This is a genomic window from Pseudomonas lalucatii (assembly GCF_018398425.1).
Taxonomy (GTDB): domain Bacteria; phylum Pseudomonadota; class Gammaproteobacteria; order Pseudomonadales; family Pseudomonadaceae; genus Aquipseudomonas; species Aquipseudomonas lalucatii.
This window is the reverse complement of record NZ_JADPMV010000001.1, coordinates 2010977-2030884: the sequence shown is the minus strand read 5'-3', so window position 1 is coordinate 2030884 and position 19908 is coordinate 2010977. Positions and strand designations below refer to the sequence as shown.

General features: G+C 66.0%; 22 protein-coding genes. 9 read left to right on the top strand and 13 right to left on the bottom strand.

Annotation, left to right across the window (positions count from 1 at the left end; genetic code table 11):
* A complete protein-coding gene (locus I0D00_RS09255) occupies window positions 1-921 on the bottom strand; it encodes a LysR family transcriptional regulator (RefSeq protein WP_213639430.1) in 921 nt (306 codons plus the stop codon).
* Window positions 922-1042: 121 nt separating this feature from the next.
* Between I0D00_RS09255 and aptA the strand changes: the two genes are divergently transcribed.
* Together aptA and I0D00_RS09245 are read left to right on the top strand one after the other, a co-directional pair.
* On the top strand, window positions 1043-2389 hold the full coding sequence (gene aptA / locus I0D00_RS09250; RefSeq protein WP_213639429.1) for an omega-aminotransferase AptA: 1347 nt from the start codon (window positions 1043-1045) through the stop codon (window positions 2387-2389).
* Window positions 2390-2462: 73 nt separating this feature from the next.
* Window positions 2463-3959, top strand: a complete 1497-nt coding sequence (locus tag I0D00_RS09245; protein WP_213639428.1) for a CoA-acylating methylmalonate-semialdehyde dehydrogenase — start codon at window positions 2463-2465, stop codon at window positions 3957-3959.
* Window positions 3960-4041: 82 nt separating this feature from the next.
* On the opposite strand, the gene I0D00_RS09240 is transcribed toward I0D00_RS09245, so the two are convergent.
* A complete protein-coding gene (locus I0D00_RS09240) occupies window positions 4042-4296 on the bottom strand; it encodes a hypothetical protein (protein WP_213639427.1) in 255 nt (84 codons plus the stop codon).
* Window positions 4297-4930: 634 nt separating this feature from the next.
* On the opposite strand from I0D00_RS09240, the gene I0D00_RS09235 reads away from it, so the two are divergent.
* Window positions 4931-5362 carry a hypothetical protein gene (locus I0D00_RS09235; protein ID WP_213639426.1) on the top strand — a complete coding sequence of 144 codons (432 nt, stop codon included), beginning with the start codon at window positions 4931-4933 and terminating at the stop codon, window positions 5360-5362.
* 200 nt (window positions 5363-5562) lie between these two features.
* On the opposite strand, the gene I0D00_RS09230 is transcribed toward I0D00_RS09235, so the two are convergent.
* The 3 genes from I0D00_RS09230 to I0D00_RS09220 form a co-directional block, all read right to left on the bottom strand.
* On the bottom strand, window positions 5563-6735 hold the full coding sequence (locus I0D00_RS09230; protein WP_213639425.1) for a PcfJ domain-containing protein: 1173 nt from the start codon (window positions 6733-6735) through the stop codon (window positions 5563-5565).
* 5 nt (window positions 6736-6740) lie between these two features.
* Window positions 6741-7094, bottom strand: a complete 354-nt coding sequence (locus tag I0D00_RS09225) for a hypothetical protein (protein WP_213639424.1) — start codon at window positions 7092-7094, stop codon at window positions 6741-6743.
* Window positions 7095-7163: 69 nt separating this feature from the next.
* Window positions 7164-7979 carry an NYN domain-containing protein gene (locus I0D00_RS09220; RefSeq protein ID WP_213639423.1) on the bottom strand — a complete coding sequence of 272 codons (816 nt, stop codon included), beginning with the start codon at window positions 7977-7979 and terminating at the stop codon, window positions 7164-7166.
* A gap of 202 nt (window positions 7980-8181) precedes the next feature.
* Between I0D00_RS09220 and I0D00_RS09215 the strand changes: the two genes are divergently transcribed.
* On the top strand, window positions 8182-8841 hold the full coding sequence (locus tag I0D00_RS09215) for a c-type cytochrome (protein ID WP_213639422.1): 660 nt from the start codon (window positions 8182-8184) through the stop codon (window positions 8839-8841).
* On the opposite strand, the gene I0D00_RS09210 is transcribed toward I0D00_RS09215, so the two are convergent.
* Window positions 8816-9691, bottom strand: a complete 876-nt coding sequence (locus I0D00_RS09210; protein ID WP_213639421.1) for an alpha/beta fold hydrolase — start codon at window positions 9689-9691, stop codon at window positions 8816-8818. The genes I0D00_RS09215 and I0D00_RS09210 overlap by 26 nt on opposite strands.
* 200 nt (window positions 9692-9891) lie before the next feature.
* On the opposite strand from I0D00_RS09210, the gene pnuC reads away from it, so the two are divergent.
* On the top strand, window positions 9892-10464 hold the full coding sequence (gene pnuC / locus I0D00_RS09205) for a nicotinamide riboside transporter PnuC (RefSeq protein WP_213639420.1): 573 nt from the start codon (window positions 9892-9894) through the stop codon (window positions 10462-10464).
* Window positions 10461-11000 carry an AAA family ATPase gene (locus tag I0D00_RS09200; protein WP_213639419.1) on the top strand — a complete coding sequence of 180 codons (540 nt, stop codon included), beginning with the start codon at window positions 10461-10463 and terminating at the stop codon, window positions 10998-11000. Before pnuC ends, I0D00_RS09200 begins: the two co-directional genes overlap by 4 nt.
* 12 nt (window positions 11001-11012) lie before the next feature.
* On the opposite strand, the gene I0D00_RS09195 is transcribed toward I0D00_RS09200, so the two are convergent.
* The 5 genes from I0D00_RS09195 to I0D00_RS09175 all read right to left on the bottom strand — a co-directional run bounded on the left by I0D00_RS09195 (window position 11013) and on the right by I0D00_RS09175 (window position 14394).
* Complete coding sequence (locus I0D00_RS09195) at window positions 11013-11735, bottom strand: substrate-binding periplasmic protein (protein WP_213639418.1); 723 nt, start codon at window positions 11733-11735, stop codon at window positions 11013-11015.
* A 107-nt stretch (window positions 11736-11842) separates the two neighbouring features.
* Window positions 11843-12577: an endonuclease gene (locus tag I0D00_RS09190; protein ID WP_213639417.1), complete on the bottom strand. Its 735-nt coding sequence runs from the start codon at window positions 12575-12577 to the stop codon at window positions 11843-11845.
* 101 nt (window positions 12578-12678) lie between these two features.
* A complete protein-coding gene (locus I0D00_RS09185; protein ID WP_213639416.1) occupies window positions 12679-13023 on the bottom strand; it encodes a zinc ribbon domain-containing protein YjdM in 345 nt (114 codons plus the stop codon).
* A gap of 76 nt (window positions 13024-13099) precedes the next feature.
* Entirely contained in the window at window positions 13100-13477 is a 378-nt protein-coding gene (locus I0D00_RS09180) for a hypothetical protein (protein WP_213639415.1), read from the bottom strand.
* 146 nt (window positions 13478-13623) lie between these two features.
* Window positions 13624-14394 (bottom strand): phytanoyl-CoA dioxygenase family protein, encoded by a 771-nt coding sequence (locus I0D00_RS09175; RefSeq protein ID WP_213639414.1) that lies wholly within the window; start codon window positions 14392-14394, stop codon window positions 13624-13626.
* 210 nt (window positions 14395-14604) lie between these two features.
* On the opposite strand from I0D00_RS09175, the gene I0D00_RS09170 reads away from it, so the two are divergent.
* Together I0D00_RS09170 and I0D00_RS09165 are read left to right on the top strand one after the other, a co-directional pair.
* A complete protein-coding gene (locus I0D00_RS09170; RefSeq protein WP_213639413.1) occupies window positions 14605-15573 on the top strand; it encodes a mechanosensitive ion channel family protein in 969 nt (322 codons plus the stop codon).
* A 375-nt stretch (window positions 15574-15948) separates the two neighbouring features.
* On the top strand, window positions 15949-17436 hold the full coding sequence (locus tag I0D00_RS09165) for a multiheme c-type cytochrome (RefSeq protein WP_246533198.1): 1488 nt from the start codon (window positions 15949-15951) through the stop codon (window positions 17434-17436).
* 48 nt (window positions 17437-17484) lie between these two features.
* Here I0D00_RS09165 and I0D00_RS09160 read toward each other — a convergent pair whose 3' ends face one another.
* Both I0D00_RS09160 and I0D00_RS09155 read right to left on the bottom strand, forming a co-directional pair.
* The gene (locus tag I0D00_RS09160) at window positions 17485-18033 is read right to left on the bottom strand and encodes a cytochrome P460 family protein (protein ID WP_213639412.1); all 549 of its coding nucleotides are present in this window, start codon (window positions 18031-18033) and stop codon (window positions 17485-17487) included.
* Window positions 18034-18083: 50 nt separating this feature from the next.
* Window positions 18084-18620 (bottom strand): carboxymuconolactone decarboxylase family protein, encoded by a 537-nt coding sequence (locus I0D00_RS09155; RefSeq protein WP_213639411.1) that lies wholly within the window; start codon window positions 18618-18620, stop codon window positions 18084-18086.
* 98 nt (window positions 18621-18718) lie between these two features.
* On the opposite strand from I0D00_RS09155, the gene I0D00_RS09150 reads away from it, so the two are divergent.
* A complete protein-coding gene (locus tag I0D00_RS09150) occupies window positions 18719-19546 on the top strand; it encodes an AraC family transcriptional regulator (RefSeq protein ID WP_213639410.1) in 828 nt (275 codons plus the stop codon).
* Window positions 19547-19908: the final 362 nt, after the last annotated feature.

Below are 19908 nucleotides of genomic sequence, written 5' to 3'. Positions count from 1 at the left end.
TCAACCGGTGGCCGCCAGGGCCTCGAGAAAACTCTCCAGCACCAGGTGCGGTCGGCGCCCCTTGCGCGTCACCGAGGCCAGGCTGAGGTCGTAGTAGCGCGAGGCGGCCTTCAGCGCGCGCAGGCGCCCCTGCTGCACCCAGGCCGCGGCGTAGTGGTCCGGCAGGTAGCCGATATAGCGCCCGGTGAGGATCAGGAAGGCCATGCCCTCGCGGTCCGAGGCGCTGGCGGTGCAGTTGAGCCGCTGGTAGTGCCGCTGGATCTCCGGCGGCAGGCGAAAGGTCGGGGCGATGGCGTCCTGGGCATCCAGCCGGTCCTCGGCCAGCTGCTGGTCGTCGACGTAGAACAGCGGATGGCCCACCGCGCAGTACAGCAGCGAGCGCTCGTCGTACAGGCTCTGGTAGTCCAGCCCGGACAGGGCGCCGGCCTGGGGCACCACGCCGATGTGCAGGCGGCCGTCGAGCACCCCCTGTTCGACCTCGCTGGGCGGGGTCATGCGGATGTGGATGCGCACCTCCGGGCCGCGCTCCTTGAGCCGCGCCAGGGCGTGGGTGATGCGCATGTGCGGCACCGTCACCAGGTTGTCGGTCAGGCCGATGTTCAGCTCGCCGCGCAGGTTCTGGTGCAGGCCGTTGACCTCGGTGCGAAAGCTCTCCAGCGCGGCCAGCAGCTGCTGGGTCGACTGGTACACCTCGCGGCCCTCCTCGGTCAGGGCGAAGCCGGCGCGGCCGCGCTGGCACAGGCGCAGGCCCAGGCGCTGCTCCAGGTCGCTCATCTGCTGGCTGATGGCCGAGCGGCCGATGCCCAGCACGGACTCAGCGGCGGAGAAGCCGCCACATTCCACCACGCTGCGAAACAGCTTGAGCAGACGGATTTCGAAGTCGCTGACCTGGGCCAGGGGGGCGGGGCGGCGTGTGCTCATTTGTTTAGTGGCCAGTTAACCAAGGATAAGAAGAGTGGTGTTTTTCTAAATTTATGCCCGTGGCACCTTTACTGGCAACCGCTATCCAAACCAGAACCACGCCCTTCTTCGCGAGGCCGCCATGAACATGCCGCAGACCGCCGCCCTGCCACTGGTCAACCAGCTCAAGCTGGACGCCCACTGGATGCCCTTTTCCGCCAACCGCCAGTTCCAGCGCGACCCGCGCCTGATAGTCGCGGCCGAAGGCAGCTGGCTGGTCGACGACAAGGGCCGCAGGATCTATGACGGCCTGTCCGGCCTGTGGACCTGCGGCGCCGGCCACTCGCGCAAGGAAATCCAGGAGGCGGTGGCCAGGCAGCTCGGCACCCTCGACTATTCGCCGGGCTTCCAGTACGGCCACCCGCTGTCGTTCAAGCTGGCCGAGCAGATCGCCGACCTGATGCCCGGCGACCTGAACCATGTGTTCTTCACCAGCTCCGGCTCCGAGTGCGCCGATACCTCGGTGAAGATGGCCAAGGCCTACTGGCGCCTCAAGGGCCAGCCGGCCAAGACCAAGTTCATCGGCCGCGCCCGTGGCTACCACGGGGTCAACATCGCCGGCACCAGCCTCGGCGGCATCGGCGGCAACCGCAAGATGTACGGCCAGTTCATGGACGTCGACCACCTGCCGCACACCCTGCAGCCGCACCTGGCCTACACCCCGGGCATGGCCGAGACCGGCGGTGTCGAGCTGGCCAACGAACTGCTCAAGCTGATCGAGCTGCACGACGCCTCGAACATCGCCGCGGTGATCGTCGAGCCGATGTCCGGCTCGGCCGGGGTGCTGGTGCCGCCGGTGGGCTACCTGCAGCGCCTGCGCGAGATCTGCGACCAGCACGGCATCCTGCTGATCTTCGACGAGGTGATCACGGCATTTGGGCGGATGGGTAAATGGAGCGGCGCCGAGTACTTCGGCGTCACCCCGGACATCATGAACACCGCCAAGCAGATCACCAACGGCGCCGTGCCCCTGGGCGCGGTGATCGCCTCGAAAGAAATTTACGACACCTTCATGCAGCAGGCCTCGCCCGAGCACATGATCGAGTTCACCCACGGCTACACCTATTCGGCGCACCCGGTGGCCTGCGCCGCCGGCCTGGCCTCGCTGGAGCTGCTGGGGCGCGAGAACCTGGTGCAGCAGGCCGCCGAACTGGCGCCGCAGTTCGAGAAGGCCCTGCATGGCCTCAAGGGCGCCAAGCACATCCTCGACATCCGCAACTGCGGCCTGGCCGGCGCCCTGCAGATCGCCCCGCGCGACGGCGACCCGGTGATCCGCCCGTTCGAGGCCGGCATGGCCCTGTGGCAGGCCGGCTTCTACGTGCGTTTCGGCGGCGACACCCTGCAGTTCGGGCCGACCTTCAACGCCCGGATCGACGACCTCGAGCGCATGTTCGACGCGGTCGGCGAGACCCTCAACCAGCTGAATTAAGCCCTGCGGTGGCGGGCGCGCGCCTGCGCGGCCCGCCCATCCACCCTACGAATTCGATTGACGGAGACTTCCCATGACCACCATTGCCCACCTGATCAACGGCGAGCGCATCCAGGGCCAAGGCCGCAGTGCAGACGTCTTCAACCCGGCCACCGGCGCGGCGACCAAGCAGGTCGCCCTGGCCGACCGCGCCACCGTGCAGCAAGCCATCGACGCCGCCAAGGCCGCTTTCCCGGCCTGGCGCAAGACCCCGGCGGCCAAGCGCGCCCAGGTGATGTTCCGCTTCAAGCAGCTGCTCGAGCAGCACGAAGCCGAGATCGCCAGGCTGATCAGCGAAGAGCACGGCAAGACCCTCGAGGACGCCGCCGGCGAGCTCAAGCGCGGCATCGAGAACGTCGAGTTCGCCTGTGGCGCGCCGCAGATCCTCAAGGGCGAATACAGCCGCAACGTCGGCCCGGACATCGACGCCTGGAGCGACCTGCAGCCCATTGGGGTCGTGGCAGGGATTACCCCGTTCAACTTCCCGGCCATGGTGCCGCTGTGGATGTACCCGCTGGCCATCGTCTGCGGCAACTGCTTCATCCTGAAGCCGTCCGAGCGCGACCCCAGCTCCACCCTGTACATCGCCGAACTGCTGCACGAGGCCGGCCTGCCCAAGGGTGTGCTGAACGTGGTGCACGGCGACAAGGAAGCGGTCGATGCGCTGATCGAGGCGCCAGAGGTCAAGGCCCTGAGCTTCGTCGGCTCGACCCCGATCGCCGAGTACATCTACAGCGAAGGCACCAAGCGCGGCAAGCGCGTGCAGGCCCTCGGCGGCGCGAAGAACCACGCGGTGCTGATGCCCGATGCCGATCTGAACAACGCGGTCAGCGCGCTGATGGGCGCGGCCTACGGCTCCTGCGGCGAGCGCTGCATGGCCATCTCGGTGGCCGTGTGCGTCGGCGAGCAGATCGCCGATGCCCTGGTGCAGAAGATCACCCCGCAGATCCAGGAGCTGAAGATCGGCGCCGGTACCAACTGCGGCCTGGACATGGGCCCGCTGGTCACCCGTGCGGCCCAGGAACGGGTCACCGGCTACATCGACGCCGGCGTGGCCGCCGGTGCCGAGCTGGTGGTCGATGGCCGCGGCTTGCAGGTGGCCGGCCATGAGAACGGCTACTTCGTCGGCGGCACCCTGTTCGACCGGGTCACCCCCGAGATGAGCATCTACAGCGACGAGATCTTTGGCCCGGTGCTGTGCATCGTCCGTGTCGACAGCCTGGAAGCCGCCATGGCCCTGATCAACGAGCACGAGTACGGCAACGGCACCTGCATCTTCACCCGCGACGGCGAGGCCGCGCGGCTGTTCGTCGACGAGATCGAAGTGGGCATGGTCGGCGTCAACGTGCCGCTGCCGGTGCCGGTCAGCTACCACAGCTTCGGTGGCTGGAAGCGCTCGCTGTTCGGCGACCTGCACGCCTACGGCCCGGACGGCGTGCGCTTCTACACCCGCAAGAAGGCCGTCACCCAGCGCTGGCCGCAGCGCGCCAGCCACGAGGCGGCGCAGTTCGCCTTCCCCAGCAACGGCTGAGCCTTGCTAGGGCGGTAACGAAAAAGGCCAGTCGTGAGACTGGCCTTTTAGTTTTGTGAGCCCCGCTGGGGCGGCCGCTTGCTTAGCTCCGCTCCCCAGCGTCCAGCCGGGCGAAGGCCTCGCGGTACAGCTTGTCGGCCTCCGTCAACAGCGCATTGGCAGCAGACAGGGTGTGGCGCGGAACACGGGGCGAGCTGTGGACTTCAGACTCGTCGATCAACACCTTGATCAAGGCCTGTACCGCGCCCATGCGCAGCGACGCTAAATCACAGAGTGCAGCGGGCATGGGGCTGCGTAAGGTGCCCGGGTTGGGCGAGGGGGAGTGCGGTTCAGGCATGGCGCACCTCCAGGGTAGAGGTGAGCGAAACGGCGTGGGGTATCGCGTGCGTAAAAGGGGGATAGTGCATTTTCCTTATGCTCCTCGAACTGTTTAAGGAGCCGCCGCCCTACCTTCTCACCAGTATGGGTGGCGGACCGTACAAGGGTGAGAAACCGGCGTCCGAGGGAACCGGCCAGGCCGAAGCCTGCCTTGCACGGCCCGCCATAACTGCGCGAAAACAGCGGGCACAAAAAAAGCGCCTGCTGTTTACGGCTATGGCGCTGTCGCGCCTCAGACAATACTCGGGTTCTCACGCCCGGCCACGGGATTGACCGTGACGAGCGAGACTCTAGCCCGGTGCGTGGGGATGGGCAAGTTTGATTTTGTCGTGTCGCCGCGCGCCCATCTGCAACCGACAGGTCTGCCGGTTCAGGCTGTGGGGGCGGTTTGCTTGATGGCCTTGATGGTTCCCGCGCTCCGCGTGGGAACCCCTATGGGGGCGCTCTGTGTCCCGCAGACGCGGAGCGTCTGTGGCTGCGTGCCCACGCAGAGCATGGGCACGATCAGCGATCAGTATATGGACTACTTGCTATGCTGCCGCGCGTGAATCATTGGATTCACCGAAGGTGGAGTCGCATCAAGGAGCGGTGGAATGACAAACGAATACAACATCGCGCTGGTGATCGGCGCCGGGCTCAGCCTGCTGGCGGCGCTGATGCATCTAGGGGTGATCATGGTCGGCCCTGCTTGGTATCGCTTGTTTGGCGCTGGCGAGCGCTTTGTGCAGGCGGCCCAGGCCGGGCGCTGGTTTCCTGCGGTGGTCACGGCGGGAATTGCCCTGATACTCGCCACATGGGCGGCGTACGCGCTGTCCGGTGCAGGGGTGATCGAGCCCTTGCCTCTGCTGCGCCCTGCATTGTGCGCGATTACCTTGGTCTATCTGCTGCGTGGTCTGTTGGGACCGTTCGCCTTGGCCGGCACAGGGCACAGCGTTCGCTTTATCGTGGTCAGCTCGGCGATCTGCCTGGTCTATGGGCTGGTGCATCTGCTGGGCGTGGTGCAAATGTGGGGAGCGCTGGCCTAGGGGCGCGTTTTCTCTTTGGTTACTTTCTCTTTCGCGCGAGCAAAGAGAAAGTAACTCGCCGTAAGGGCGAAAAGCATTGTGGCGGATCGATGCAAGTTTCGTGAGATCGAAGGCGGACAAGCTTCGCGTTGTCTACCCTACGGATATCCAGGTTGCTAGCTGCGCTCAACCCACCCTACGGGGTTGGCCACTTTATTGGGTTATCGTGGTTCTGATGAGTAATATGCATTTTCTTTATCTAACCACTCTTTAATGTGGTGGATGGTGTTGTCGCTTACTTCGGCGTTCATGTAACCTTTTATTTGAGATATTCTGAACTTGCTATTCCGTTCGGTTATCTCAAGGGTTGCCCGTTCTGGATGGGTGACTTTAAAAATAAAGCATGTTCTGCTGAGTGCTCTTTGAGTGTATGAGCCAACGCAGTGTTCCATAGTTTTTCCTTCTCTAATCAATTCGTTGATTGTGGCTATTTGAACTATGGTGCTGGTTTCATTTAGCGGGCAGGGAGGCAGGGCTTCGTCCTCGTCGAGATATTTACTTTGCCTGTTTAGGATCTGTGTCCAACGGTCGTGTATTTTTGACAGTCTATCTACGCTTGCGACTCTTCCAAGTATTGATTCCGGGCTTTTGAAGCCAATGGACTTGCCGATTCTGATGCATTCTATGAAAGTGTGAACTGAGTTTGATATTGATTTTGAGTGCTTCAGTATGTGTTCATTATGTTCTGTTTCTAATGTTTTTAATATCTTCGTGCCTAGAAGTATTGGGTGTCTCTTTGCGATTTCGAGTGCTTGTGCTGGAATGGAGCGCCAGTGAGTAAACTCGTCTAGAATTCTTTTGTCAGAGAGTGCTTGTTTGATTGTGTGTATTTCATCTCTGTATCCTGATGATGGTCTTATTTTTCTTATTATCTTGACTTGTTTCTTGTTGCCGGCTCCGAGGATTTCTTCGATTATCTTTACTCGCTTTGCTTCTAGGCGGGTTATAGATTCATCGGCTCCGTAGTGTTCAAGCATAAGCCATAGAAGGCATGGTGCATCAATGAATAATTGGTGTGCGAATTTGTTGGTTGTGATGCAGTGTAGGATGAGCGTTTGTAGGTGGTAGAAATTGGATATTCCAATATATTGTGTGTTGGTGGACAGTTTTTGGAATATTGAGAAGGGGTGGGATGGGGTGGCTTTATAGTAGTTGTTTATAATCGGGAAGCCAGGGTCTTCGAGGTAGGCTTGCCAAGAGGCGCCACTCCAGAAGTATATAGAGATGGCATCGTCAATTAGGTGAATTTTTAATTTTTCTGCTTGGAATCTGGTTAGGTCAATAATTACCGATTCGTTGCTGTGTGTCTCAATTAGATCGAGGTCGATAATCATTGCTTTTACTTTTGGCTGGCTAGGTCTTTTAGATGGGTGATGTGGCTCAGCATTTGTTCTTTTTGAGATTTTGAAAGCGCATGTCCGAAGGTGTTTAATGTTATTTCTAGCTCTTGAGCTCTAGATTTGGCCATGACAAGATTGATATCGTTTAGTCTGTTTATGGCATTCTGTCCGTCTTCTGCTAGCTTTCCTAGCTCAATTTCTATTGGGCCTATTCTAGCCTTTCCTGAGCCGCCGGATATGAATCGATTTATTACTTGGCTTAATGGTCTTCTGAGTATAAGTGTTAGTGTGATGGCTACGCCTTGCCAAGTGAATAGAAGAGTCAAGAAATTATTTGCGAGGTCAATTAGCATTTCGGTCTCATGGGTTGGTGTTTGTTGGCTCGGTTGTGAAGAAGCAGATATATATCTGGCCTGATACATTCACCTCCCCGCCTTCCGATTCCGCACATACAACGCCTCACCCCCCGTCGCACTGCTCCCGCGCACCTGCAGCTCGAAGCGCTTGGCCTGGCCCTTGATCAGGTCGCTGAGCTTCTTGAAGCCATACAGCCGGGCGTCGAAGGCCGGGCGCAGCTTGCCGATGCTCTGCCCGAGCATGCCCAGCTCGACCCAGCCGTCCTCGTCGTTGACGTCGTCGATGATCTTGGCGATGAAGTCCACCGGCACCTTCTGCGGTTTCTTCTTGGCGGCGGATTTGGCCGGTTCGGCGGGTACGCTGCCGGCGGTAGTTTTGCCTTTGTCGCCATTGCCGGCCGGTTCGTCCGCGGCCTGGGCCGCGTCGGCGCGGAGGATCTCGGTGTAGATGAACTTGTCGCAGGCCGAGACGAAGGGCGCGGGGGTTTTTTCCTCGCCGAAGCCGTAGACGGTCAGGCCCTCCTCGCGCAGGCGGGCGGCCAGGCGGGTGAAGTCGCTGTCGCTGGAGACCAGGCAGAAGCCGTCGAAACGCCGGGTGTAGAGCAGGTCCATGGCATCGATGATCAGCGCGCTGTCGGTGGCGTTCTTGCCGCGGGTGTAGGCGAACTGCTGGATCGGCTGGATGCTGTGGTCGAGCAGCACCTGCTTCCACTTGCCGAGATTCGGCTGGGTCCAGTCGCCGTAGATGCGCTTGACGCTGGCGACGCCGAACTTGGCGATCTCCTCGAACAGACCCTCGACCATGGCGGCCGAGGCGTTGTCGGCGTCGATCAGCACGGCGAGGAGCTTCTGTTGCTGCGGGGTGCTGGGCTTGCTGGCCATGGTCGGTCCTTGATCGGTGCGTGTCCCGAACATACTGCGGATGCCGCCACGGCGCCATAGGCAGGGCGCGGCGGCTGGTCGGGCACGCAGGCGTTGGGAATCTGCACTTTGCTTGATCTGTGCCGGGGTTTGCCCTGGCGCGGGACCCTATAGTCCCGCGCTGACATTTCAGCCCGGTATCAACGAGAAAAGGACTTCCGCCATGCGAGCGCTCGCCCTTGTACTGTTTTCTTGCCTCGCCGGCCTGGCCCAGGCCGGCAACGAGGCGATGCAGCGTTTCACCCAGCTCAATGCCGACCCGCTGCTGCGCCAGCAGGCCTACGAGGCCGGCCACGAGCGCATCCGTTTCTGCGGCAATTGCCACGGCGAGAACGGCAACAGCCGGCGCCCGCACATCCCCAACCTGGCGCAGCAGAACCCGGTGTACCTGTTCAATGCCTTCGAGAAGTTCGCCAGCGGCGAGCGCAGCGACTATGTGATGTCCAAGCTGGCGCCGAACCTGAGCCTGGAGGACAGGGTCAACGTGGCCATCTATTTCGGCCAGCAGCAGTTGCAGGGGCACGAGGAGGCAGTCGACCCGGCGCTGCGCCAGGCCGGCGAGGCGACCTTCAAGACGCTCTGCACCGGTTGCCACGGGGTGAACGCCGAGGGCCGCGACAATACCCCGCGCCTGGCCGGCCAGCCGGCCGAGTACCTGCGCCGTGCCCTGACCCGTTTCCGCGACAAGGACCCGAGCCGCGCCGGCTCGGTGATGATGACCATCGCCGAGGGCTTCAGCGACCAGCGCATCGCCGCGTTGGCCGCCTACCTGCAGCAGTTGCAGGCGCAGGCCGAACTCAGCGCTGGGGCAGGGCGCCGATAGCGCGCAGGCCCTGTTCGATCAGCAGCTGACAGCCGGCGGGGTTTTCCAGCGGCAGCAGGTGGCCGTGCTCCAGGTCCTCCAGGAACCGGGTCTGCGGGCAGCGCCGTTGCCACTCCTGCCACAGCTGTTCGGTGAAGAACACCGAGGGCTTGCCGCGGATCGCCACGCAGGGCATCGGCAGGCGCTGCAGCTGCGCCATCACGTTCGGCGGCTGGGTGTAGTTGTGCGCCTCCCAGTGCTTGGGGAAGGCCAGTTGCAGCTGGCCGTCGGCGTCTTCCACCACGGCGTGCTGGGCCAGCGCCTGCAGGGTTTCCGGACCGAAGCGCTGGTAGCCGCGGGCGTTCCGGCACTGCTGCAGGAAGGCCTCGCGGCTGGGCCAGCGGTCGGCCTTGCGCAGGGTGCTGCGGGCCGGGTCGGTGCGGTTCATCAGGGCCTTGGGCAGCCAGCGCACCAGCCGCGCCAGCGTGGGGGAAACCATGGCCGGCTCGATCAGCACCAGGGCCTTGAACAGCTCCGGGCGCTTGGCGGCGGCGAGGATGGTGCAGGTGGCGCCCAGGGAATGGCCGATGCCGACGATCGGCTCCCGGTACTCCTGTTCGATGAAGGCGATCAGGTCATCGGCATACAGCTGCCAGTCGCGCCGCCGCGGCGGCGGGCCGATGTCCGGCCAGGTCGCGCGGCAGGCCAGGCCGCTGAGCGCCAGGCTGCCGCTCAGGCGACCGAGCAGGGGCTCGTAGACCCGCAGCGGGAAGCCGTTGGCGTGGTAGAAGTGGGCGGGCACGCCCTGGCTGCTGCAGTGCAGCCACTGCGCATTGGCCGGCAAACGCGCGGCCGCGGAGCTGGGTTTCATGGTTTTTATCATGGCCTGCGGAACGTGCGAATCACAGTAGGGATTGGCAGAGACAGAGGCAAAGGGGGATCGTGCCAGAATGCAGGGGCAAATGTCCGGGCACGGCAATCCGGCCGCCGGTCAGCGGACGGGTTCGTGGATTGGGTACAATCCCCGGCCCTTTTCCGCGCCAGGCCCGGCGCGCTCTGCTGAGGTTCGCCATGTCGCCCTTTGAACTCTGCGCCGCCACGCTCGGCGTGATTGCCGTCTGGCTGACGGTTCGACAGAACATCTGGTGCTGGCCGGTCGGCCTGGTCATGGTGTTGATGTACAGCTGGATCTTCTTCGAGGTGAAGCTGTATTCGGACATGCTTTTGCAGGGGGTGTACGCCGGCTTGCAGCTCTACGGCTGGTGGCAGTGGCGGCGCGGCGGCGAGCAGCATCAGGGCCGCGAGGTCAGTCGCCTGAGCGCCGGCGGGTTGGCCCTGAGCCTGGCCATCGGCGCCGCCGGTAGCCTCGGCCTGGGCTATGTGATGGCCACCTACACCGATGCCGCGGCGCCCTGGCTGGATGCCGCCTTGACCGGCTTCAGCCTGGTGGCCCAGGTGTGGATGGCGCAGAAGCGCCTGGAGTGCTGGCCGCTGTGGCTGGCCCTGGACGTGGTGTTCGTCGGCCTGTTCGTGCACAAGGAGTTGTACCCCACCGCCGTTCTCTATGGGCTGTTTTGCCTGCTGGCGCTGTACGGCTGGCAGAGCTGGCGCCGTGCCCCGGCCCTGGCCCTGGCCCGGGCATGAGGGTGCTGGTGCTGACCGGCCCGGAGTCGAGCGGCAAGAGCCGCCTGGCCCAGGCCCTGCAGGCGCGCTTCGGCGGCCTGGTGGTCGGCGAGTACGTGCGCCACTTCATCGAGCAGCAGGGTCGCGACACCTGCTATGGGGATATCCCGGCGATCGCCCGCGGCCAGCTGGCCTGGGAAGACCGCGCCCGCGCCAGCGCGCCGCCGCTGCTGATCCTCGACACCCACCTGCTGAGCAACCTGCTGTGGAGCCGGACGCTGTTCGGTGACTGTCCGGCCTGGATCGAGCAGGCGCTGCTGGCGCGGCGCTACGACCTGCACCTGCTGCTCGACCCGCGCGGCATGCCCTGGGTCGACGACGGCCAGCGCTGCCAGCCGCAGCTGGACGAGCGCCTGCGCTTCCACCGGGCCTGTCGCGACTGGTTGCAGGGCCACGGCCAGGCCTTCGTCGAGCTGCACGGCGACTGGCCGGCCCGCGAGCGCCAGGCCCTGGCGCAGGTGGGGGGCTGGCTGGACAGCATGCTGGCAGGCGCCTAGGGCCGCCGGCCGCTACTGCTGCCAGTGCCGGTGGATGGCCTCCAGCACGCCGCTGGCGCGCAGCTGTTCCAGGGCGGCGGCGAACAGCTCGGCACGGCCGTCGTCGTTCTTGCCGAAGGCAACGTAGCGCGGCATCTGCGTCAGCGGTTGCGGCAGCACCCGCACCCGCTGCTCGGCACCCTGTTCGCGGGCGAAGTACAGCAACTGGGTGCGGTCGCCGACGATCAGGTCGAAGCGCCCGGCCAGCAGCATGGCCACCAGCTGCCGGGGCGTCTGCGCGATGGCGTCGCGGCGCAGTTCGGCGCGGTCGAAGGCGGCCTCGTAGGCATAACCCTCGACCTGGCCGATCCGGTAGGGCGCCAGGTCGCTCAGCTGCCGCCAATCCTCCAGCGCGAGCCTGTCGCTGGCCATGAACACCGTGGTGCCGATGCGCAGGGGGCCGACCAGCCGGTACTGGGCGTGGCGCTCCGGGGTGCCGGCGAACTGGAAGGCCATGGTGGCCTCGCCGCGCTCGAGCAGGGACTTGACCCGCAGCCAGGGGTACAGGCGCAGCTGGTAGTCCACCCCCGCGGCCCGTAGCACGGCCTCGACCAGCTCGACGTCCAGCCCCTGGGGCGCGTCATCGTCGGCGATATAGCTGTAGGGGGCGAACTGCTTGTCGCCGACCACCCGCCACGGCTCCGCCTGCGACGCGGTGCCGAGGGCGAGGAGCAGGCAGCACAGCAGGTAGCGCATCGATGGGTTCCAGCCGGGCGGGTGATCAAGCATGGCAGCCGCGGCCGGTCGCGGGCAATTCCAGTCGTCGGACGCTGAACGGTAGCCGCCAGGGGCGCGCGCCGCACTCAACCGCTGTTTCGGGGGGTGTCGCCGGCACGCCGCAGCGGCGTGCAGCGCTGCCGCTCGATGGGGCCGACGTAGGGGTTGCCATGGCCCATGACGCAGCCGACCTGCTGGTTGCGCCAGCGCTCCCACGCGCTGACCGGGTACTGCCGGTGCCAGGCCTCGTAGGTACGCCGGTCCTGGCGCGACAGGCGCAGCTGGTACTGCTCGGCCATGTACAGGTAGATGCGCGCCGAGGCACCGCGCGCCGGCTCCGGCGGCATGGCGGTGCGGGCCTTGAAGTCGACGCGCATGGGGCAGGCGCCGTACTGCTCCGGCGCGGCGCCGAGCATGCCCAGGGCGTAGTTGGAGCGGTCGCCGTTCACCTCGCCGATGCTCGGCACCAGGTTGTGCAGGTCGGCCTCGGCGGCGCGGAAGACCGGGTCGTTGCGGCTGCAGTTCTTGCGCCCGCCGCGCTGCCAGCACTGGCGCTGGTGGCCGATCACCCAGGCCGGCACCACATGCTCCCATTCCAGGCGCCCTGCGCGCCGCGGCTGCTTGCGCGGCACATAGCCGCAGCTGGCCAGGTCGACCCGGTTGCCCTGGTAGGCGCAGCCGCAGTAGAAGGTGGTCGGCCGCGGGGCGTAGAGCTTCCAGGCGATCTTCTTGGCGGCGGCGAAGGATTGCGGGGCTTCGGCGTGGGCGGGAAGGGCGAAGGGCAGGACAAGCAGGAGGCACAGCAAAAGCAGGCGGGACATGGACGGCTCTGGGCGAAAAAGCCGCGCATGATAACCGCTGCCGGAGGCGGGCGGGAGCGTCTAGGACGCAGTTTTCGCCTCGCCCTTGGCGGTGTCGCCGGTCAGACCTTCCTGACGAACTCGGACTTGAGTTTCATCGCACCGATGCCGTCGATCTTGCAGTCGATGTCATGGTCGCCGTCGACCAGGCGGATGCTCTTGACCTTGGTGCCGACCTTGACCACCAGCGACGAGCCCTTGACCTTGAGGTCCTTGATCACGGTGACGCTGTCGCCGTCCTGCAGGCTATTGCCCACCGCATCCTTGATCACCCGGGCGTCGTCGCCGGCATCCGCGGCCACGGCGCTGGCCGACCATTCGTGGGCGCACTCCGGACAGACCAGCGAGTGGCCATCTTCGTAGGTGTAGGCGGACTGGCATTGGGGGCAGGGTGGCAGGGTGCTCACTGAGACTCCTCGGGGACGCAAGGGTGGAAAACCGTAGATTGTATAGGGTTTTGCCGCCCCTGCGGGATGGCCCGGGCTACCAGCGTGCGCCGTAGTGACCGTGGCGGTGATGGCGGCGATAGTGCTGGCGATGGTGATGCTTGTGCTGGTGCGGCCGGTAGCCGTAGTGCGGTACCACCACCCGCGGATAGCTCCGGTAGTAGCTCGGCGGCGAGTAGTAGCCCGGATAGGGCTCCTCGTAGTAGTGGTAGCGGTAGCGGGGCACCGGCGGGCCGATTTCGATGTACACCGGCGCGCGCTCGTAGCGGCTGTTGGCGACTATCACGCCGCCGATCACCGCGCCGACCACGGCGCCGGCCAGCGCGGCGTCGCGCCCGGAGCCCCGGGCCGTGGCGTCAGCGCTGAACATCAGGCCGGCCAGCAGGGCGGCGAGTAGGGGAGTGCGACCAAGCATGACGATCTCCTTCTGCGATCGGCAGGAGCCGGTTAAATTTCGACCACCGCCGCCGCCGAATATCCCGCCCGGGGGAGGTAAAGCTTGTGTAAAGCCGCCGCCCGCTCGTCGCGCGGCCGGCCGGACAGGCTGCGGTGGCGGGCGTCTCAGTCGTACTCCGCTTCCGCGTGCTCGCCCAGCAGGCGCCGCTGCCGCGGCGTGCAGGCGGCCAGCACCTCGGGGTTGAAACGCCAGGCCAGGTAGGGCGAGAACTTCTGCGCGACCATGCGCCGACCGTAGTGCACCTGCAGCAGGTAGCGGCAGCGGTCGGCCGTGCGGTTGCGACTGCCGGCGTGCCACAGCTCGCTGCGCAGCATCAGCGCGTCGCCGGCGCGGCACAGCACCGGCTGCGCCGGCCGTCCCTGCCAGTGCGTCTCCCCCGGCCGCGGCGGGCGCCCGGCGCGGTGACTGCCGGGCACCACCAGGGTCGGGCAGAGGTCGGCGTCGATATCGTCGAGGTAGAACTGCGCCGTGCAGATCTGCATCGGCAGCTCGAAGGCCGGATCGGCCAGCAGCGTCGGCGGCAGTGGCATCGCCAGGTAGTCCAGGTGCAGGGCGGCGCCGACGAAGCCGGGATGGCAGCGCCAGGCGGTCTGACCGATCAGGTGGCAGTCGGCGCCGAGGGCGGCCTCGGCCAGTTCGATCACCCCGGGCGGGTCGAGGTAGGGCAGCCACAGCGGGTCGCGGTTGAACACGCACTTGTAGTGGTCGAGCAGCCCGCTGTAGTCCCAGTGCTGCGGTTGCAGGCGGTCGATGGCCGCACGCAGCGCGGCGACCTGCCGCGCGTCCAGCACCCCGGGCAGCAGGACGAAGCCGCGCCCGTGCAGGGCGTGCAGGCGCGCCGCGGTCAAGGCAGGGGCTACGGGAGTGTCCGACATGCGGGTGAACCTCGCGTTGCGCCGTGCGCCGCCGGCCTCAGCGGCGCCGACTCAGGTCCCGGGCGATCGCCGCCTCGGTCAGCACGCCGCGCTTGAGGGCGCTGCACTGTTGAGCATAGCCAAGGGCGGCCAGGCGGATGCTGCCGGGCGGCTATCCTCACAACAGCGGCCGGCCTGGCCGCGCCCCTTCCCGCAGCGCAGGCAGCGAGCATGCAACTGGACGAATTCACCGACAACCTCCTCGAGACCCTGTGGCGCTGGGCGACCACGCCCTGGTTGCAGATCGGCGAGACCGACCTGCACCTGGCGCGGCTGATCGGTCTGGGCCTGATCCTGTTCTTCGCCTGGTGGCTGTCCTCCCTGCTCGAGCGCGGCCTGCACAACGTCGCGGCGCGCGGCAAGGGTCGGGCGATGAGTTCCTCCGGGATCTATGCGCTGACCCGCATCATCCGCTACGCGGTGTGGATCATCGGCACCCTGGTCGGCCTGCGCTATCTGGGCCTGGACCTGACCAACATCGCCCTGGTCGGCGGCGCCATCGGCGTCGGCATCGGCCTGGGGCTGCAGAACATCTTCAGCAACTTCATCTCCGGGCTGATCCTGCTGCTGGAGAAGACCCTCAAGGTCGGCGACTTCGTCGACCTGCAGTCCGGGGTGATGGGGCGGGTCACCGAGATCGGCATGCGCTACACGCGCATCACCACCAACGACCTGGTCGACATCATCGTGCCCAACTCCGAGTTCGTGAACGGCCGGGTGACCAACTGGAGCTACGACGAGAAGTACCGGCGCATCCACGTGCCCTTCGGCGTGGCCTACGGCAGCGACAAGCACCGGGTCAAGGCGGCGGTGCTCGAGGCGGTGGCGGCCGTGCCGGGCTGCATCACCAGTGTGCCGGGGCGCCAGCCGGACGTGTGGCTGACCCGGTTCGGCGACAGCAGCCTGGACTTCGAGCTGGTGGTGTGGGTGGAGCACGACCTGATGATCTCCCCCGGCGCAACCCATGCCCGCTTCATGTGGGCCATCGACGACCAGTTGCGCCAGGCGGGGGTGGAGATCCCCTTTCCCCAGCGCGACCTGCACCTGCGCTCCGGCAGCCTGCGCGTGGATCTGGGCGAGGGGCAGCGGCTGCACGTTGCCGGCGCCTCGCCGCGTGACGAGGAGCCCGGTCCGGCTTAGTTCGGGCGACGAGCCGTCGGCGGGCGGGGTCCCCCGGATTTCAGTATTGGTGCGAAAAGCGTCGATATATCAATCTATTAGTTGGGTAAATTGGTCATAGGCACGGTTCGCGTCGGGGTTTTGACTTGTGCGCCCGGCGCGACTAATACCTTAGGTACGCTCCGCAGAGAGGAGCGCTCCACGCGCCGGAAACCGGGCGCCGGGGCGGTGCACCGCTAGGGCAGAGGTGCGCGGTCCGCCCGGCTCGCCTGCGGATTCCAATGCGCCTGTTCAAGCCTGCTCCCGGGACCCCGTGGCGCGCCTGCGCGTGCCCGGCTGCAGGGCATGCTGCGACCTTGCCCCGCTGGCGTCGCACAGTATGAGGGAGGCTGTGAGATGGCCGGCATCATGGGCGGAGGGCGCCGGGTTCGAGCGACCCTAATCGGCATCCACTGCGGGACGCTCGCGCTGCTGGCGGCGACCCTGCTCGCCGCCCTGGTCGCGGTCGACCTGGTGCTCGGCGACGAGCTGCCAGGCGCCACGCACGGGGGCAACGACAAGTGGCTGGAGCCGGCCCGCAGCCGGCTGATGCAGGCGCGCGATGCCTTGCCCTTCTTCCCGCATCGGGCCAACACCCGGGGCAATGTCGTGCTGCAGCCGCGGGATTTCGAGAGCGCCGAGGTCTGCGGTGCCTGCCACACCGAGATCTACCGGCAGTGGCGGAGCTCGATGATGTCTCAAGCCTGGGACGAGCCGGTCTACCGCGCCTTGCTGAAGCTGGCCAGCGAGGCCACCGAGGGGCGGGTGGACACCTTTTGCACCGGCTGTCATTCGCCGATCGGCCTCACCACCGGGCAGATCACCGCCGAGCTCAACCGCTCCTCGGTCGAGGACAGTGCGCGGGAGCACCCCCTGCCGGGCGTCGACTGCGAGAGCTGCCACAATATCAGCGCCCGCACCGGGCTGGACAATGGCGCCTATGTCATGACGCCACGGGCCCATGGCCGCTCGACCAAGTTCGGCCCGCGCAAGGATGCCGTGTCGCCCTACCACGACACCGTCTACTCGGCGCTGCACACCCGTTCGGACTTCTGCGCCACCTGCCACAACGTCACCCATCCGTTTAGCAGCGTGGCGGTGGAGCGCACCTATGACGAATGGCTGGAGAGCCCCTACAGCCTCAACGGCGAGACTTGCCAGGACTGCCACATGCCGGGCTTCGCCGGTCGCGCGGCGATCATGGGCCCGGAGCGCGAGCATGTCGCCTCGCACTGGTTCAGTGGCGCCAACGCCACGCTGCTCAGCTATCTGGGCCAGGACGAGGCGGCACAGCGCGCCCGCGACATGCTGGCGCGGGCGGCCCGCATCGAGTTCCAGGACCTTCCGGACCGCGTGCGGCCCGGGGAGTACGTCGAGGTGGCGGTCAAGGTGAGCAATGTCGGCGCCGGGCACAAGCTGCCGACCGGCTTTCCCGAGGGCCGAGAGATCTGGATCGACCTGCGCGTGACGGATGCCAGCGGGCGGCAGGTCTACCGCCTGGGGGCGGTCAAGGACGGCGAGACCGAGGAGGGTACCCGCAACTTCAAGGTGCACCTGGGCGACCGGGACGGCAACGTCCTGGACATCGAGGTATGGAAGGCCACGCAGATACTCTCCGACAACCGCATCCTGCCCAAGGGCTACATCGTCCGGGAGTTCTCCTTCCGGGTGCCGGCCGATGCCGTCGGGCCGCTGACCCTGCATGCGGACCTGAACTACTGGCCGTTCTCGCAGAAGCTCGCCGACTTCCTGCTCGGCCCCAACGAGCTGCAGGTGGAGGTCACCCGCATGGCCCAGGTCAGCGGGCGCGTGGCGCTGAGCGTCGAACTGGCGCGCCTGCCCTAGACCGGGCTGCCCAGCCGCAGCCGCAGCCCGGCCTCCGCCGAGACGAGGCTAGGGCCTGGCGAGGGTCGGATAGCCCTGGCTGAACACCCAGTCGCTCTGCTGCGCCGGCACATGGCAGCCGCGGCAGGTCTCGGCAAAGCCCTTGGACACGTTGACGGCGGGGTTCTTCGCCTCGTACAGGGCCCAGCCCCAGCCCTCGGCCCAGTGCGGGTTGCCCTCGAAGCGACCCTGGCGGTCCTTGACCATGACGAACCAGACGTTGGCGTCTCCGGCCCACTGGGCCTGGCCGGTGGTCTGCGGCCCTTGTTCGACCGCGCGAATCTCCTTGATCAGCACCGCGCCGTCGGGGAACTCCCCGGTCTTGCGGTAGGCCTCGACGGTTTCCGCCTGGGTGTAGACGTCGTGAAAGCCGTAGCCAGGCGACTTTGGGTCGGCAACCACCCAGGAGCCGAGATGGCTCCAGCTCTTGCGGGCATCGGCGGGCAGCCGAATCTCGCCCTTGGCGTTTACGTAAGTGCTGAAGGTGTGCTCGGCCAGGTCGGCCGCCTGGAGCGGCAGGCTGGCCAGGACGAGGGCGAAGGATGCGAGCGGTTTCATGGCATTACTCCTGTGCTGCGGGGGATGGCGGCGCCGAGGGCGCCGCGGCGTTACAGGGCGACACTCACCGGCGGGAAGTCGATGTCGGTGTGTGCCAGGTTGTTAGTGAAGTTGGTCAGCACGTTCAGCGCGACCTGGGCCACCACCTCGAGGATCAGGCCGTCGTCCAGCCCGGCCTCGCGGGCGGCGAGCAGCTCCGCGTCGCTGAGGCGACCGCGCCGTTCCAGCAGGCGCAGGGCCAGTTCGGCGATGGGCTGCTCGCCCTCGGCGCTGCGACCGGCGCGGGCGGCGAGCAGTTCCGCGCCGTTCAGGCCGGCGCCCTTGCCCAGCAGGCTGTGGGCGCTCAGGCAATAGCCGCAGCCGTTGGCCTGGGCCACGGCGAGGGCGACGACCTCCCGCTGGCGTGCGTTCAGGCGGCCCCGGCCGAGGGTGTCCGCGAGGTTCAGGTAGCCGTGCAGCGCCGCGGGCGCCTGGGCCAGGGTGGTGAACAGGTTGGGCAGCATGCCCAGCTTGCCTTTCGCCGCGGCGAGGGCGGCGGCGGTCTGGCTGTCGGCGTGGCTGAGGTCGAGGGGGGCGATGCGTGGCATGGGGAATCTCCTGGAGGCCAAATGGCTGAGTCCACTTTGACCCGGATTGCGAGATTAGTGATGATGGTTAGTATCGAAAATCATGTAGATCGTATCGAATGGACCGTCTCTCGCCCCTGCTGGCCCACTTCGCCCTCAGTGCCCAGGTGTTTCACAGCGGGCCGTTGTGCGGGCTTTCCGAACAGTTCGAGCATGACCGCCTCGGCCGCCTGCACCTGCTGCGCAGCGGCCGCCTGCGCGTCTCCGGGCCGCATATCCGCAGCTACCTGGTCGAACAACCCTCGCTGTTGCTGTTCCCCCGTTCCTGCGCGCACCGCCTGGAGGGCGAGGGGCCGGACGGAGCCGAACTGCTCTGCGCCACCTTCGATTTCGGCGGCGGGCTCGGCAACCCGCTGCTGCGCACCCTGCCCGGTGAGCTGCTGGTGCCGCTGCAGGCGATTCCCTGCCTGGGGCCGGTACTCGACCTGCTGTTCGACGAGGCCTTCGCCGACCATTGCGGGCGGCAGGCGGCCATCGATCGCCTGGTCGAGTACGTGCTGATCCTGCTGATGCGCCACGCCATGGACGCCAACCTGCTGCGGGTCGGCGTGCTCGCCGGCCTGGCCGAGCCGCGCCTGGCCAAGGCGATCAACGCCATGCACGAACAGCCGCAGACGACCTGGACCCTGGCGAGCCTGGCCCAGCGCGCGGGCATGTCGCGGGCCCGCTTCGCGGTGAACTTCCGCGAGGCGGTGGGCATGACCCCGCTGGACTACCTCACCGAGTGGCGCCTGAGCCTGGCCAAGGGCCTGCTCAGGCAGGGCAAGCCCCTGGGCCTGGTGGCGCCGGCCGTCGGCTACGCCAGCCCGGAGGCGCTGTCGCGGGCGTTCAGCCGGTCTGTCGGCCAGTCGCCGCGGGACTGGCGCAAGGAACTGGCCGCCTCCTGAGGCGAGGGTGGGTGAATCATTGGCTATAAGCGGGTCGGGCTATAGTTTATGGTTTCGTTAAAATATTTAAATATCAATCGCTTGCAATATCAGTTGCTGGTCTCGTGAATCTTGCCGGCTTCTTGACGGCTACGCGCTACCCAGCTAAACCGAAAGAACGGCAGGGGTGTGGCGTGATGAGCGCACCCGCCGTTGGCGGAGAAGAAGTTGCATCGGCTGGGACGCCTGACCAGAGAGAACGATCGCCGCTCCGGCGATGGGCCGGACCTCAGCAAAGGGCAGGACGAGAAATGGGCAGCAAGAGCAGTGCGGGGTTGCCGGGCAGTCATCCGCGTGCGTCACGATCGATGCCCAGTCGTTAT